This window comes from Blastococcus saxobsidens DD2 (assembly GCF_000284015.1).
GTDB classification, from domain to species: Bacteria; Actinomycetota; Actinomycetes; order Mycobacteriales; family Geodermatophilaceae; genus Blastococcus; species Blastococcus saxobsidens_A.
Genome location: NC_016943.1, coordinates 988,115 through 1,003,283 on the forward strand (window position 1 = coordinate 988,115; position 15,169 = coordinate 1,003,283).

The 15,169-nt window shown below is 75.0% G+C and carries 11 protein-coding genes and 1 other RNA gene; all 12 read left to right on the forward strand.

Annotated elements, in window-relative coordinates; translation table 11 throughout:
• The first annotated feature begins 13 nt into the window (after positions 1-13).
• The 12 genes from BLASA_RS04710 (at position 14) to paaI (ending at position 15,087) form a co-directional block, all read left to right on the forward strand.
• Complete coding sequence (locus BLASA_RS04710) at positions 14-1,147, forward strand: magnesium and cobalt transport protein CorA (RefSeq protein WP_041776126.1); 1,134 nt, start codon at positions 14-16, stop codon at positions 1,145-1,147.
• Between the two features lie 65 nt (positions 1,148-1,212).
• Positions 1,213-4,434: an exodeoxyribonuclease V subunit gamma gene (gene recC, locus BLASA_RS04715; protein ID WP_014374883.1), complete on the forward strand. Its 3,222-nt coding sequence runs from the start codon at positions 1,213-1,215 to the stop codon at positions 4,432-4,434.
• Positions 4,431-6,089 (forward strand): UvrD-helicase domain-containing protein, encoded by a 1,659-nt coding sequence (locus BLASA_RS25780; RefSeq protein ID WP_014374884.1) that lies wholly within the window; start codon positions 4,431-4,433, stop codon positions 6,087-6,089. The genes recC and BLASA_RS25780 overlap by 4 nt, the downstream gene beginning before the upstream one ends.
• A gap of 107 nt (positions 6,090-6,196) precedes the next feature.
• The gene (locus BLASA_RS25785) at positions 6,197-7,687 is read left to right on the forward strand and encodes a 3'-5' exonuclease (protein WP_269446700.1); all 1,491 of its coding nucleotides are present in this window, start codon (positions 6,197-6,199) and stop codon (positions 7,685-7,687) included.
• Positions 7,684-9,456: an exodeoxyribonuclease V subunit alpha gene (recD, locus tag BLASA_RS04725; protein WP_014374886.1), complete on the forward strand. Its 1,773-nt coding sequence runs from the start codon at positions 7,684-7,686 to the stop codon at positions 9,454-9,456. The genes BLASA_RS25785 and recD overlap by 4 nt, the downstream gene beginning before the upstream one ends.
• 37 nt (positions 9,457-9,493) lie before the next feature.
• Positions 9,494-9,869, forward strand: a transfer-messenger RNA (tmRNA) gene (ssrA, locus tag BLASA_RS23995).
• 435 nt (positions 9,870-10,304) lie between these two features.
• Positions 10,305-11,939: a sodium-dependent transporter gene (locus tag BLASA_RS04730; protein WP_014374888.1), complete on the forward strand. Its 1,635-nt coding sequence runs from the start codon at positions 10,305-10,307 to the stop codon at positions 11,937-11,939.
• Positions 11,936-12,070: a methionine/alanine import family NSS transporter small subunit gene (locus BLASA_RS24000; RefSeq protein ID WP_014374889.1), complete on the forward strand. Its 135-nt coding sequence runs from the start codon at positions 11,936-11,938 to the stop codon at positions 12,068-12,070. The genes BLASA_RS04730 and BLASA_RS24000 overlap by 4 nt, the downstream gene beginning before the upstream one ends.
• Before the next feature lie 72 nt (positions 12,071-12,142).
• Complete coding sequence (locus tag BLASA_RS04735) at positions 12,143-12,733, forward strand: sugar O-acetyltransferase (RefSeq protein ID WP_014374890.1); 591 nt, start codon at positions 12,143-12,145, stop codon at positions 12,731-12,733.
• A complete protein-coding gene (locus BLASA_RS04740) occupies positions 12,730-13,293 on the forward strand; it encodes a TetR/AcrR family transcriptional regulator (RefSeq protein WP_014374891.1) in 564 nt (187 codons plus the stop codon). The genes BLASA_RS04735 and BLASA_RS04740 overlap by 4 nt, the downstream gene beginning before the upstream one ends.
• Before the next feature lie 21 nt (positions 13,294-13,314).
• Positions 13,315-14,529: an MFS transporter gene (locus tag BLASA_RS04745; protein ID WP_014374892.1), complete on the forward strand. Its 1,215-nt coding sequence runs from the start codon at positions 13,315-13,317 to the stop codon at positions 14,527-14,529.
• A 120-nt stretch (positions 14,530-14,649) separates the two neighbouring features.
• Positions 14,650-15,087, forward strand: a complete 438-nt coding sequence (paaI, locus tag BLASA_RS04750; protein ID WP_014374893.1) for a hydroxyphenylacetyl-CoA thioesterase PaaI — start codon at positions 14,650-14,652, stop codon at positions 15,085-15,087.
• The last annotated feature ends 82 nt before the right edge of the window (positions 15,088-15,169 follow it).

Sequence of the window (15,169 nt, forward strand, 5' to 3'; positions counted from 1 at the left end):
CCGGGAGCCCGTCATGTCCGAGCGCCGTCTCGCGCCGTTGACCGCCCTCTCCACCCTCACCCGCCGCCCGCGGGCCGAGCCGTTCGCGCCTGCCCGCCGCCCGGTCGAACCGGCACCCGAGCGGCCCTCCCGGATCATCGACAACGCCGTCTACTCCGACGGCCGCCGGGTGGCGACCCCGGGATCGGCGGAGGAGAGCCGGCGGGAGCTGACCGAGGGCGAGGGCCGGCTGGCGTGGCTGGGGCTCTACCGGCCGGAGCCCGGCGATCTGGGATCGGTGGCGGAGCTGTTCGACCTGCCCGAGCTGGCGGTCGAGGACGCGATCAAGGCCCACCAGCGGCCGAAGTTCGAGCGCTACGGCAGCACGCTCTTCGTCGTCCTCAAGGCGGCGCGGTACCTGGACGCGGCCGAGGAGGTCGAGTTCGGCGAGCTCCACCTGTTCCTCGGGACGGACTTCGCCATCACCGTCCGGCACAGCGAGTCGCCCGACCTCTCCCGGGTGCGCCGCCGGCTGGAGAGCGACCCGGCGCTGCTGGCCAAGGGCAGCGAGGCCGTGCTCTACGCGACGCTGGATGCGGTCGTCGACGGGTACCGGCCGGTGGTCGACGGGCTGGCCAACGACATCGACGAGATCGAGACCCAGGTCTTCGGTGGCGACCCGGGCGTCTCCCGGCGCATCTACGAGCTGTCGCAGGAGGTGCTGGAGTTCCAGCGGGCCGCGCGGCCCCTGACCGGGATCCTGGCGGCGATCACCGCGGGCTTCGACAAGTACGGCGTCGACGAGGAACTCCGCAGCTACCTGCGCGACGTCGCCGACCACGTGGTGCAGGTGAACGAGCGGGTCGAGGGCTTCCGGCTGCAGCTGCGCGACATCCTCACCGTCAACGCGACCCTGGTGGCGCAGCGGCAGAACGAGGAGATCCGCGAGCTGACCGAGACGAGCATCGCCCAGGGCGAGGAGGTCAAGAAGATCTCGGCCTGGGCGGCCATCCTGTTCGCGCCCAGTCTGGTGGGCGGCGTCTACGGCATGAACTTCGACCACATGCCCGAGCTCGACGAGTGGTGGGGCTACCCGTTCGCGCTGGTGCTGATGGCCGGGGTGAGCCTCACGCTGTACCTGGTCTTCAAGCGCCGCGACTGGATCTGAGCGCCGCCGGCGCCCGGCTCCGTCCGCTGCGCGGTTCTGTCACCGGCGTCCGGTAGACAGGCCGGGTGCTGCACATCCACCGAGCCGAACGGACGGCACGTCTCGCCGACGGTCTGGCGGACGTGCTGGCGAGGCCGCTCGCCGACCCGTTCGCGGCCGAGGTCGTCGCGGTACCGGCGAAGGGCGTGGAGCGGTGGCTCGCGCAGCGCCTCTCGACCGCGCTCGGCGCGGGAGCGGCCGGCGACGGCGTCTGCTCCGGCATCCTGTTCCCCCCGGTCGGCCGGCTGGTCGACGAGGCGCTGACCGCCGCTCGCGGGGCGGGTCTCCGTGATGATCCCTGGGCCGACCCCGTCTGGCCGCTGCTCGAGGTCATCGACGCATCCCTCGGCGAGCCGTGGTGCGCGGTGCTCGCCCAGCACCTCGGGCACGGCGACGACGACCACCGTCGCGGTCGCCGCTGGGCCGCCGCCGCGCGCCTGGCCGGGTTGTTCCGCTCCTACGGGGCGCACCGCCCGCAGATGCTGCGGGACTGGGCCTCGGGCCGGGACACCGACGGGCAGGGCTCGTTGCCGGCCGACCTGACGTGGCAGGCGGAGCTGTGGCGCACGCTGCGCGACCGCCTCGGCGCCAGCCCGGCCGAGCGGCTGGCGGCCGACTGCGCCGCCCTGCGCACCGATCCGGCGCTGTCCGCCCTACCCGACCGGATCAGCGTCTTCGGGCCCACCCGGCTGGCCGCCGACGGCCTGGCGGTCCTCGACGCCCTCGCCGCGCACCGCGACGTCCACCTCTGGTTGCCGCACCCGAGCCCGGTGCTGTGGCGGCGTCTGGACGGTCGGACCGCCGGGCGACGCCGCGACGACGACACCGTGACGCTGCCGCGCCACCCGCTGCTGCGCAGCCTCGCGCGCGACGTCCGCGAGCTGCAGCTGCGCCTGCCCCCGCACGAGGGCGAGCACCACCCGGACGCCGCGCGCCCCGCGACGCTGCTGGGCCGCCTGCAGGCTGACCTGCGCGACGACGTGGCACCGGGCGCGGCCGAGCTCGACGACAGCCTGCGGGTGCACGCCTGCCACGGCCCGGCCCGCCAGGTGGAGGTGCTGCGGGAGTTGCTCCTGCGCCTGTTCGAGGACGATCCGACCCTCGAACCCCGCGACGTGCTGGTCATGTGCCCCGACGTGGAGAGCTTTGCGCCCCTGGTGTCGGCGACGTTCGGTCTCGGCCCCGACCTGCCCCACCCCGGCGGCGCGCTGCGGGTCCGGCTGGCCGACCGGAGCCTGCGTGCGACGAACCCGCTGCTCGACACCGTCGCGGCCCTGCTCGATCTCGCGCAGGGCCGGGTCACCGCCAGCCAGGTCCTCGACCTGGCCGCCACCCCGGGGGTGCGGCGCCGGTTCGGGTTCACCGACGAGGAGCTGGAGCGCATCCGTGGCTGGGTCGCGCAGTCCGGCGTGCGGTGGGGCGTCGATCCCAGCACCCGGCGGCCCTACGGCCTGGAACGCATCGTCCAGAACACCTGGCAGGCGGGGCTGGACCGGCTGCTGCTGGGGGTGACGACCTCCGAGGACGAGCCGGTGTGGCTGGACCGGGCGCTGCCGCTCGACGACGTCGACAGCAGCGACATCGACCTCACCGGGCGGCTCGCCGAACTGCTCGACCGGCTCGCCGACGTGCTCGAGGCGCTGGACGGCGAGCACCCGGCCGGCCACTGGATCGGCACGCTGGCGGCCGCGCTGGACTCGCTCACCGAGACCGATCCCGCCGATGCCTGGCAGCTGGCCCAGGCCCGCCGCGAACTCGCCGACGCGGCGGAGGGCGGAGGTGCGCCGATCCGGCTGGCGGACGTCCGCGCGCTGCTCGCCGACCGGCTCCGCGGCCGGCCCACCCGGGCCAACTTCCGCACCGGCAACCTCACCGTCTGCACCCTGGTGCCGATGCGGTCGGTGCCGCACCGCGTCGTCGTGCTGCTGGGCCTGGACGACGGGGTCTTCCCACGGACGGCGGGGATGGACGGCGACGACGTGCTGGCCCGCGATCCCTGCGTGGGGGAGCGCGACGTGCGCAGCGAGGACCGCCAACTGCTGCTCGACGCCCTGATGGCCGCGGGCGAACGGGTGGTCGTCCTCTACACCGGGAACGACCCGGTCAGCGGTGCGCTCCGCCCACCCGCCGTTCCGCTGGGGGAGCTGCTCGACGTGCTCGACGCGATGGCGCCCGGCGCCCGGTCCGGCGTCGTCACCCGGCACCCGCTGCAGCCCTACGACGTCCGCTGCTTCACCGGCGCCCGGCCGGCCAGCTTCGACCCGGTGAGCCTCGCCGGTGCCCGGCGCTCCGTGCAGCCGCGCCGCCCCGAGCCCGACCGCCGGCCGCTCGGCCCGCGCACCGGCCCGGTGGCCCTGGACGACCTGGTCGCGTTCGTCGAGCACCCGGTCCGGGCCTACCTGCGGCAGCGGCTCCGGATCACGCTGCCCGGCGAGGACGACGAGGTGGACGACGCCCTGGCCGCCACCCTCGACCCCCTGCAGGAGTGGGCGGTGGGCGAGCGGCTGCTCGCCGCCGGGCTGCGGGGCGCCTCGCCCGAGGAGGCCCGGCGGGCGGAGTGGCTGCGCGGCACGCTGCCACCGCGGGGGCTGGGTGAGCAGGTGCTGCAGCGGGTCGGTGGGCGGGTGGACGCACTCGTCGCGGTCGGGCGGCCGGTCGTCGCAGCCAGCCCCCGCACGGTCGACGTCCGCCTGGACCTGGGTGGCCGGGAGCTCTCCGGCACGGTCAACGGGGTGCGCGACGGCGCAGTCGTGACCGTCACCTACTCGAGCCTGTCGGCCAAGCACCGGGCGCGGGCGTGGGTGCTCGCCCTGGCGCTGGCGGCCGCCGAGGGCGCCGGCCGGGCGGTCACCGTCGGCCGGTCGGGCAGCCGGGCGCGGACGTCGACGATCACCGCCCCCGCCGACCCGGGAACGGCTCTGGCCGACCTCGTCGACCTGTACGACCGCGGGATGTGCGAGCCGCTGCCGCTCCCGGTGAAGACCTCCTGGGCCTATGCCGGGGGGCGGCTGGGCGGCAACTCCCCGGAGCAGGCACTGGACGCCGCGCGCAAGGAGTGGAACCGCGACCCGGGCGGGGAGCGGGACGACCGCTCCCACCAGCACGTGTGGGGCGACCGGCCGGCGTTCGACGGGCTGCTCGCCGCGGTTCCCGGCGACGGGGAGCGGTGGGCGGGGGAGACCACCCGGTTCGGCGCGCTGGCCTGCCGGTTGTGGGCGCCGGTCCGGGCCGCGGAGCAGTTCTCGTGAAGGCCTTCGACGTCTGCGGCCCGCTGCCGACGGGCACCACCGTCCTGGAGGCCAGCGCCGGCACCGGCAAGACCTTCACCATCGCCGCCCTCACGGCCCGCTACGTGGCCGAGGGCGCGGCCGACCTCTCCGAGATCATGCTGGTCACCTTCGGCAACGCCGCCTCCCGCGAGCTGCGCGACCGGGTGCGCGAGCGGCTGGTCTCCGCGGAGCGCGGCCTGCGGGACCCGGCCGCAGCGCGGGTGGACGAGCGCGACGCGGTGCTGCAGCTGCTCGCGGACGCGCCTCCGGAGGAGGTGCAGCGACGACGGGAGCGGCTGGCCCGGGCGCTGGCCGGCTTCGACGAGGCGACGATCGCCACCACCCACTCGTTCTGCTCCCGGATGCTGGCCGGGCTCGGCATGGCCGCCGACGCCGATCCCGCCGCCGCCTTCGTCGAGGACATCGACGACCTCGTGCGGGAGGTGGTCGACGACCTGTACCTGCGCACCTTCGCCGGCGCGCCCGATCCGCCGTTCCTCACCCATGCCGAGCTGCTCCAGCTCGGCCGGCAGGCCGTGGGCAGCGACCGGCAGGCGGAGCTGTGGCCGCTGTCGGACGACGGCGACCCCGGCCGGCGGCGCCGCGCCGCGCAGGCGGTCCGACGCGAGGCGGAGCGGCGCAAGCGCCTGGTCGGGCTGGTGGACTACGACGACTGGCTGTCGTTGCTCCGCGACGCCCTCGCGCACCCGGCTTCGGGCGCCGCGGCCTGCGAGCGGGTGGCCGCCCGCTACCGCGTGGTCATGGTCGACGAGTTCCAGGACACCGACCCGGTGCAGTGGGAGATCCTCGACCGTGCCTTCCACGGCCGCACGACGCTGGTGCTGATCGGCGATCCGAAGCAGGCCATCTACGCCTTCCGCGGCGGGGACGTGACCACCTACCTGGCCGCGGCCGCGGAGGCGACCACCGAGGCGACCCTGGGCACCAACTGGCGCAGCGACGCCCCGCTGATCGAGGCACTGGACCTGGTGTTCGGCGGGGCGGCGCTCGGGCACGAGCGCATCGTCGTGCGGCCGGTCGAGGCGGCCCACGGCCGGTCGCGGTTGACCGGTGCGGGCGCGCCGCTGCGGCTGCGTCGGCTGCCGCGCACCGGCCACGGCCGGCTGTGGCGGGGGGTGCCGGCGGTCGGCCGGCTGCGGGACGCCGTCGCCTGCGACGTCGCAGCGGACATCGTCGACCTGCTGTCGGGGGATGCCGAGTACGCGGGGCGGGCGGTCCAGCCGGGCGACGTCGCGGTGCTCGTGCGCACCAACGCCCAGGGCTCCCTGGTGCGGGAGACCCTCGGCCGCGCCGGGTGCCGGCGGTGTTCGCCGGCGGCGGCAGCGTCTTCGCCACCCCCAGCGCACGGTCGTGGCTCCGGCTGCTGGAGGCCGTGGAGCAGCCGCATCGGGCCGGGCGGGTGCGCTCGGCTGCGCTCTCGGTCTTCCTCGGCCACGACGAGCAGACCCTCGACGCGGCCGGCGACGAGCTCGCCGACCGGCTCGGCCCGCGACTGCGCCGGTGGGCGGACCTGCTGGCCGACCGCGGCGTGGCCGCCTTCCTCGAGGTGCTCACCGCCGAGGAGGGCCTGCCCGAGCGGGTGCTCGCGCGACCGGACGGCGAGCGGGTGCTGACCGACCTGCGGCACATCGGCCAGGTGCTGCACGCCGCCGCGCAGCGGGAGTCGCTGGGGCTCACCGCCCTGGTGGAGTGGCTGCGCCGGCGGATCGCCCAGTCGTCGGTGGAAGGCGCCGACGAGCGCAGCCGGCGCCTGGAGTCCGACGCCGCCGCGGTCCAGGTCATGACCGTGCACGTCAGCAAGGGGCTGGAGTTCCCCGTCGTCTACGTGCCGTTCGCCTGGGACCGGTGGGTGCCCGACGAGCCGCAGGTGCTCCGGCTGCACGACGAGCAGGGGCGGCGGGTGCTCGACGTCGGCGGACCGGGTGGCGCCGGGTACGCGCCGGCGCGAGCGCGGCACGAGGCCGAGGAGTCCGGTGAGGACCTCCGGCTGCTCTACGTGGCGCTGACGCGGGCCCGCTGCCAGGTGGTCGCACACTGGGCGCCGAGCGGCAACACCACCGCTGCACCCCTGCACCGGCTGCTGTTCGGAGCGGCGGGTGCGGGCGCCGAGCCGCCCGCACGGGTGCAGCCCCCCGGTGACGACGACGTGGCGGCTGCCCTCGACGTGCTGGCCGCGCGGTCGGGCGGGGGGATCGAGGTCGCGGAGGTGGCCCGGCGCCCGGTACCGCGCTGGGAGCCGCCGGCGCCGCCCGCGCCCGAGCTCTCGGTCAGCCGGTTCACGCGCACGCTCGACGACGACTGGCGGCGCACGTCCTACAGCGCGCTCACCCGCAGCGCGCACGACGCGGCGCACGAGCAGCACCTGGCCAGCGAACCCGACGAACCGGTCACCGACGACGAGCGCGATGCGGAGGTGCCCGTTCCGGAGGCACCGCCCGCGGACGCGCTGCCGTCGCCGCTGAGCGCCCTGCCCGGTGGCGCGGCCTTCGGCACGCTGGTGCACGCCGTCCTGGAGGACCTCGACCCGGCCGCCCTGGACGAGCGGTGCGCCGACGCGGTCGCCCGCCACCTGGTGCCCGGGGTGGCGGCCGAGGCGCTCGCCGACGGGCTGCGGCCGGTGCTGACCACCCCGCTCGGCGAGTTCGGGCTGTCGCTGTCCGCCGTGGCGGCGACCGACCGGCTCGCCGAGCTGGACTTCGAGCTCCCGCTGGCCGGCGGGGACGCCGCCGTGCCGCACGCCACGCTGGCCGACGTCGTCGCGCTGCTCCGGCGGTACGACCTGGGCCCCCTGGCCGGATACGCGGACCTGCTGGCCGGCCTCGAGCCGCAGGCGCTGCGCGGCTTCCTCACCGGCAGCATCGACGCCGTCCTCCGGCTGCCCGGGCCGGTCTTCGCCGTCGTCGACTACAAGACCAACCGGCTCGACACCGAGCCGCTCAGCACGTGGCACTACCGGCCCGCGGCGATGGCCGAGGAGATGCAGCGCGCCCACTACGTGCTGCAGGCCCTGCTCTACTGCGTCGCGCTGCACCGCTACCTGCGCTGGCGGCTGCCCGGCTACGACCCCGAGCGGCATCTCGGGCCGGTGCTCTACCTGTTCGTGCGCGGCATGGCCGGCCCGGCAACCCCCGCCGGGGCCGGGGTGTTCTCGTGGACCCCGCCGCCCGGTCTGGTGCCCGAGCTGTCCGACCTGCTGGCAGGACGGCCGTGATCCCGGTCCGGGTCGAGGGGCTGCTGCGGGAGTTCGCCGAGGCCGGTGTGCTGACGGCCGCCGACGTGCACGTCGCCCTGCGACTCGCGCGGCTGGGCGGCGAGCAGCGGGAGACCGTGCTGCTGGCCGCGGCGCTGGCGGTGCGCGGTGTGCGCGCCGGCTCGGTGTGCGTGGAGCTGGCCACCGTCGCCGAGTCGGTGGTACCCGACGAGGACGCGCCTCCGGTCGACCTCGTCTGGCCGCAGGACTGGACGGCGCTCACCGACAGCCCCGTGGTCGCCGTCGGCGCCGACGCCCCGTGGCGGCCGCTGCGCCTGGTCGACGGCCTGCTCTACCTGGACCGCTACTGGCAGCAGGAGCAGCTGGTCCGCCGGGAGCTCGACGAGCGCGCTGCCCGGCCGGCGCCACCGGTGGACCTCACCGCGCTGCCGGCGCTGTTCGACGGCGCCGCGCCGGACCTGCAGCGGCTGGCGACGGCCGTGGTCGCCGGCCGGTGGGTCAGCGTGATCACCGGCGGGCCGGGCACCGGCAAGACGCACACCGTCGCCCGGCTGCTCAAGGTGCTGCTCGACCAGCCCGGCCCGCGGCCCCGCATCGCGCTGGCCGCGCCCACCGGCAAGGCCGCCGCCCGGCTGCAGGAGTCGGTGCTGGAGCAGGCGGCCGCCGTGGGCCTGCCGCTGGACCTCACCGCATCCACGCTGCACCGGCTGCTGGGCTGGCGGCCCGACAGTCGCAGCCGGTTCCGGCACGACGCCACCAACCGGCTGCCCTTCGACGTGGTGGTCGTGGACGAGTCGTCGATGGTCTCGCTGACGATGATGGCGCGGCTGCTGGAGGCGCTCCGGCCGACCACGCGGCTCGTGCTCGTCGGCGACCCCGACCAGCTCACGCCGGTCGACGCCGGCGCCGTCCTCAGCGATCTGGTCCACCGCCCGGCGCCGCCGGATGCCGCGGCGACGGTGCCCGCGGAGGCGGCCGACGACGGCGCCGACCTGGACGACGAGGCGCGCCGGCAGCTGCGCAACGGCGTCGTCCGGCTGCGGGTGTCCCAGCGCTACGGCCCCGCCATCGCCGGCCTGGCGGAGGCGGTGCGCACAGGGGACGCCGACCGCGTCCTCGACCTGCTCGACACGGGAGAGGGGCTCGCGCTCGACGCCGGCACCGGCGCGGTGGAGGAGCGGATCGGCACGGTGGCCGGGGAGATGCGCGCGGCGGCCGAGCGCGGGGACGCCGCGGAGTGCCTCGCGCTGCTCGGCCGGCACCGGCTGCTGTGCGCGCACCGGCACGGCCCGTTCGGCATCTCGGCGTGGAACGACCGGATCGGCCGGCTCACCGGCGCCATGCCGGGGGAGTGGGCGCCGGGGCTGCCGCTGCTCGTCACCGCCAACGACCACGAGAACGAGCTGTGGAACGGCGACACGGGCGTCGTCGTCCGGACTCCCGACGGCGTGCGGGCGGCCTTCCTGCGGGGGACCGGTCCCGATCTCGTGCCGCTCTCCCGGCTCTCCGCGGTCGGCCCGGCGCATGCGCTGACCGTGCACCGCAGCCAGGGCAGCCAGTTCGAGGAGGTGGCCGTGCTGCTGCCGCCGGCGTCCTCACCGCTGCTCACCCGGGAGCTGCTGTACACGGCCGTCACGCGGGCCCGGCGGCGGGTCCGGGTCGTGGGGTCGGCGGAGTCGGTGCGGGCGGCGGTCGGCCGCCAGGTGGTGCGTGCCAGCGGTCTGCGCCGGGCGAGCGGACCCGACCGGGGGAGCGGCGGGAACACCTGAGGGCCGGGTGCCGTTAGGCTGTCCGTACAACTACACAGGGGGTGAATGGTCTCGACTTCGGTCGGGTGACCAGGGGAAGCGAGCCGAGGAAGGCAACGATGAGCTCGTTAACCATCCGTTGCAAAAAACACAAGCGCCGATTCCAATCGCGCTGACTACGCTCTCGCTGCCTGACGGTAGCTAGGCGTGTCTGTCAGTCCGGGTTCGTCATCGGCCCGGGTCCTGGCATCAGCTAGATGACTCACCGCACGTGCCGGTCGCGGGCACGTGCGGGACATCGAACAGCGACTGGGCCCGTCACGTCGACTTGTCTGCATGATCGACGGGGTCGAGCAGAGGCACCGCAGACTGCGCTCGGAGAAGCCCTGGTGATGCGTCGAAGGACGCGGGTTCGATTCCCGCCACCTCCACCCCACCCCCCCGAGGTCTTCGCAGACTGTGTGGAGACCTTCGTAGATCGACGAACCGCCCCGGACCGTGAGGTCCGGGGCGGTTCGTCGTCTCGTGTGGTGCCAGGCGACCTCCGTGACGGGCGTTCGGCCTCCACTCAGGTGGTGCTCCTGGCCACGACAGTTCTCGGCGGCGCACTGACGGTGGACCCCCGGCCGCGCCACCCGGTCTCGACCCGTCCCAGCGAGGTCCGCGTGCGCGTGCCCCTGTTCGGGTCGGTCGGGAGGCCAGGCCGAGGTGACGAATACCCATGGCGTCGAACCACGGCTCGACCGTGGGGTCCAGGACTCTCCGAACAGCCGAGGCGCCGGAGTCCTGCCATCCTCTCTCCAACGGCGCGACGTCGACCGGTGCTCTCTGTGCTCGCAGGCTCGGCGGATCACGACACAGGAGGTCGCATGAGCACGACGGCGGGGCGAGCGACGGGACAGCCTGACGAGGAGCGCCGCCGCGGCGCGTTCAGCTCCAGGCGCGTCTTCATCCTCGCGGCGATCGGATCGGCCGTCGGGCTCGGCAACATCTGGCGGTTCCCCTACGTCGCCTACGAGAACGGTGGCGGCGCCTTCCTGCTGCCCTACCTGGTCGCGCTGCTGACCGCAGGCATCCCGTTCCTGCTGCTGGACTACGCGATCGGCCACCGCCACCGCGGCTCCGCACCGCTCTCCTTCGCCCGGCTGCGCCGGGGCACCGAGGGACTCGGCTGGTGGCAGGTGGGCATCTGCTTCGTCATCGCCGTCTACTACGCGGCGGTCATCGCCTGGGCGCTGCGCTACACCCTCTTCTCACTCGATGAGGCATGGGGCGCCGACCCCGAAGGGTTCTTCTTCGGCGAGTTCCTCCAGGCCGGGGATGTCCAGGTCACCGCCGACGTGGTGCCCGGGGTGCTCGTGCCACTCCTGCTCGTCTGGCTGGCCGTTCTCGCGATCATGGCGCTCGGCGTCCAGCGCGGGATCGGTGCGACCGCGCTGGTCTTCATCCCGGTGCTGGTGCTCGCCTTCGCCGCCCTCGTGGTACAGGCGCTGCTGCTGCCGGGCGCGACCGGCGGCCTCGACGCGCTGTTCACGCCCGACTGGTCGGCACTCACCTCGGCCCCCGTCTGGGCCGCTGCCTTCGGCCAGATCTTCTTCTCGCTGTCGATCGGCTTCGGCATCATGATCACGTACGCCTCGTACGTCGGCCGTCGCGAGGACATGATCGGCTCCGGCCTCGTCGTCGGCTTCTCGAACTCCGGCTTCGAGCTGCTCGCCGGCATCGGCGTGTTCGCCGCCCTGGGCTTCATGGCCCAGGCCGGCGGGGTCGCGGTCGGCGAGGTCGCCAGCGACGGGATCGGGCTGGCCTTCATCGCCTTTCCGACGATCATCAGCGAGGCCCCGGCCGGTGCCCTCCTCGGCGTCCTGTTCTTCGGCTCGCTGGTCATCGCCGGCATCACCTCGCTGGTCAGCGTGATCGAGGTCGTGATCTCCGCCGTCCGGGACAAGCTCGACACCAGCCGCCTCACCGCGACCTTCATGGTCGGTGTTCCCGCCGCAGTGCTGAGCCTGGTGCTCTTCAGCACGACGAGCGGCATCTACGTGCTCGACGTCGTCGACCACTTCGTCAACCAGTACGGCATCCTCGTCGTCGCGCTGGTCAGCATGCTGGTCGTCGCCTGGGCGATCCGGGCCCTGACCGGCCTCGGCGAGCACCTCAACGTCCACGGCCGTCCCCGGGTCGGCGCCGGCTGGCGGGTGCTGACGAGCGTCGTCGCCCCGGTGAGCCTGGCCGTCGTGCTGGTCCTCGCGCTGCGGGACGACCTCGCCGCGCCCTACGAGGACTACCCCGGCTGGCTGCTGCTGGCCTTCGGCTGGCTGCTGGTCGTGGCGCTGCCGCTGGTCGGCTTCCTCCTCGCCCGGTTGCCGTGGCGCGCCGGGACCCACCTGGACGGGCCGCCACCCGGCTCCGATCCGGCGGCGCCGTTGCAGGCGACCCCCACGACGGACCCGACCCCCCACAACCGCCCGGGGACCGGGCACGACGAGGGAGGACGCCGATGAGCACGGCCGCGATCGTGATGATGGTGGTGGCGATGGTCGTGATCTGGGGCGGTCTCGGCCTGGCCATCGCCAGCCTGCTGCGCCACGGCGCCGTCGAGGACCGCACCGAGGATCTGCGCCGGGACGTCTGACCTGGGGGCCGGCTGCACCACGCGCCCCGGCCGGCGCCACGAGCACCGGCGTCGTTGTGTACGGTCGTTCTTATGAGCACCCAGGCGGACGACGGCCGGACCATGCGCGAGCGCATGCTCGCCGGTGATCTCTACATCGCCGACGACCCGGAGCTGGCCGAGGCCGGCGCCCGGGCGCTGGACCTTGCCGACGCCTACAACGTCACGACCTCCCGCCAGGGTTCGCTGCGCAGGCAGCTGCTCGAGGAACTGCTCGGCGCGATCGGCGAGGGCACCGAGATCCGGCCGCCGTTCCGCGTCGACTACGGCAGCCACATCCGCATCGGTGCCCGGTGCTTCGCGAACTTCGGTCTCGTCGCCCTCGACGTCGCCCCGATCACCATCGGCGACGACGTCCAGATCGGGCCGAACGTCCAGCTGCTCACCCCCACCCACCCGGTCGAGCCGGAGCCGCGGCGGGCGAAGTGGGAGGCGGCCGAGCCGATCACCATCGGCGACAACGTCTGGCTCGGCGGGGGCGCGATCGTGCTGCCCGGCGTGACGATCGGGGACGACACCGTCGTCGGCGCCGGTGCGGTGGTCACCCGGGACCTGCCGGCGAACGTGGTGGCCGTCGGCAACCCGGCCCGCGTCGTCCGCACGCTGGACGGGTCCGGCCGGTGAGTGCCGCTGCCGCGCCGGTGCGACGGACCCGCCGGTACGACCCGGAACGCCGGGACCGGCTGGTGGACACCACGCTCGACGTCATCGCCGACCAGGGCGTCACCGCCGCCTCGCACCGGTCGATCGCCCGGGCGGCCGACGTCCCGCTGGGGTCGCTGACCTACCACTTCGGCTCGCTGACCGACCTGCTGGCCGCGGCGTTCACCCGGCACGTCGACACCGTCGCGGCCCGCTTCGACGAGCGCATGGCCGCCGCGCCCGATCGGGCCGCGGCGATGGAGGTGCTGGTCGAGCACCTCACCGGCGACCTGCTGGGCTCCCCGCGCGACCTGGTGCTCGCCGTCGAGCTCTACGTCGCCGCGGCCCGCAATCCGGCGCTGCGGGCGGTGACCCAGGACTGGATGTCCCGCAGCCGCCGCAGCCTCGAGCGCCACCTCGACCCGGTGACCGCGCGGGAGGTCGACGCGCTGGTGGAGGGCCTGGTCCTGCACAGCGCGCTCTCCACCGACCCGATGGACTCCGCCGCGATCCGCTCCGCCCTCCACCGGCTCGCCGGCTGACCGGAAAGTACTGATCCCGCCGTGTCCGTCATACCTGCGACCGTCGACCCCGCGCGGCTGCGCCGTGCCCGTGTCGCGGTGGCCGCCTGCTTCTTCCTCAACGCCGTGTTCTACGCCGGGCTCGTGCCCCGGCTGCCGGCGGTCAAGGCCGAGCTGGAGCTGAGCAGCACCGCGCTGGGCCTCGCACTGGCGGCCGTGCCGCTGGGTGCTCTGCTCGCCGGGCTGTCGTCGGCGGCGCTCAACCGCCGGTTCGGCTCGGGCCGCGTCGCCTCCTACGGTCTGGCGCTGCTCGGCGTGATCGTGTGGACGGTCTCCGTGGCGCCGAACTGGCTGGGCCTGGCCGCCGCGTTCCTGGTGGTCGGCGCGCTCGACGCGATCATCGACGTCGCGCAGAACGCGCACGGCCTGCGCGTGCAGCGGCTCTACGGCCGCTCGATCATCAACTCGCTGCACGGCGTCTGGAGCATCGGCGCGGTCACCGGTGGGCTGCTCGGCTCCGCCGCGGCCGGGCTGGGCATCCCGCTGACCGTGCACCTCGGCGCCTCGGCCGTCGTCTTCGGGATGGTCGCCCTGGCCATCTCCCGCGGCGTCCTCCCCGGCACGGACGAGCCGGAGCCCGTCGCCGAGGAGGTGCCGCAGGAGCTCCCGCGCCGCCGGGCTGCCCTTCCGGCGCTCGCGGTGCTCGGGCTGCTCGCCGCCTGCGGCGCGCTGATCGAGGACGCCGGCGCCTCGTGGAGTGCCCTCTACCTGCGCACCGAGCTCGGGGCGGGCGCGGCCATCGCCGGACTGGGCTTCGTCGCGCTGTCGGCGGCGATGACCGTGGGCCGGCTGACCGGTGACCGCGTCGTCGACCGGTTCGGCGAGCGCCGGGTGGCGCGGGCCGGCGGTGCGCTCGCCGCGGTGGGCCTCGGGGTGGCGCTGGCCCTGCCGTCGGTGCCCAGCACCCTGGCCGGGTTCGCCCTGGCCGGGCTCGGCGTCGCCACCCTCATCCCGGCCGTCTACCACGCCGCCGATCAGCTGCCCGGCCTGCCGCACGGCCAGGGACTGATGGTGATCAACTGGCTGCTGCGGATCGGCTTCCTGCTCTCCCCGCCGCTGATCGGGGTCGTGGCCGACGCCCTGAGCCTGCGGGTCGCGCTGATCGGGGTGGTGCTCGCCGGCATCGGCGCCCTGGTGCTCGGGCGAGCCCTGCCGGGCCAGCCGCCCGCTGAGCTCCGTCCGGCGCCCGGCGGGTGACCGGCAGCCGCGCGCCGGCAGGTGGCGTTGCGCGGCCCGGGTGACGATCCTGGCCCGGACGTCACCGTGCAGCTGACCAGCCGTGGGACACACCCACCGCCGTCCACCGAAGGGGAGCTGATGCCCGACCGCACCGCACAGGCCGTGGCCGAGCAGTCCGTCCGGGAGTTCCTCGCTGCGGACACCGCGGCGCGGGCGCTCGGCATCACCGTGTCCCAGGTCGCCCCGGGTGCCGTCACCGCGCACATGACGATCGCTCGGGAGATGCTCAACGGCCACGGCAGCGCGCACGGCGCCGCACTGTTCGCGGTCGCCGACATCGCCTTCGCCATGGCGTGCAACTCGCACGGCGCGCCGGCCGTGGGGCGGTCCTGCACCATCGAGTACCTCGCACCCGCATTCGCCGACGAGGCGGTCACCGCGACGGCGGTCGAGCGCGCCGTCGTCGGGCGGGGCGGCATCTACGACGTGGCGGTCACCCGGGACGCCGACGGCCGGCTGCTCGCCGAGCTGCGCGGGCACAGCCGGCTGGTCCCGAGCGCGCCCGGCACCGCCTGAGCGGCGGGTTCCTACCCGGCCGCGCGACGACGGCTCGGCCGGCGCAGGTGATCATGATCCGGTGGGAACCGCACCGCCGCCC

Coding starts and splice junctions, on each gene's coding strand:
- BLASA_RS04710 (WP_041776126.1), top strand. CDS start 14: ATGTCCGAGCGCCGTCTCGCGCCGTTGACCGCCCTCTCCACCCTCACC.
- BLASA_RS04730 (WP_014374888.1), top strand. CDS start 10,305: ATGAGCACGACGGCGGGGCGAGCGACGGGACAGCCTGACGAGGAGCGC.
- BLASA_RS24000 (WP_014374889.1), top strand. CDS start 11,936: ATGAGCACGGCCGCGATCGTGATGATGGTGGTGGCGATGGTCGTGATC.
- BLASA_RS04735 (WP_014374890.1), top strand. CDS start 12,143: ATGAGCACCCAGGCGGACGACGGCCGGACCATGCGCGAGCGCATGCTC.
- paaI (WP_014374893.1), top strand. CDS start 14,650: ATGCCCGACCGCACCGCACAGGCCGTGGCCGAGCAGTCCGTCCGGGAG.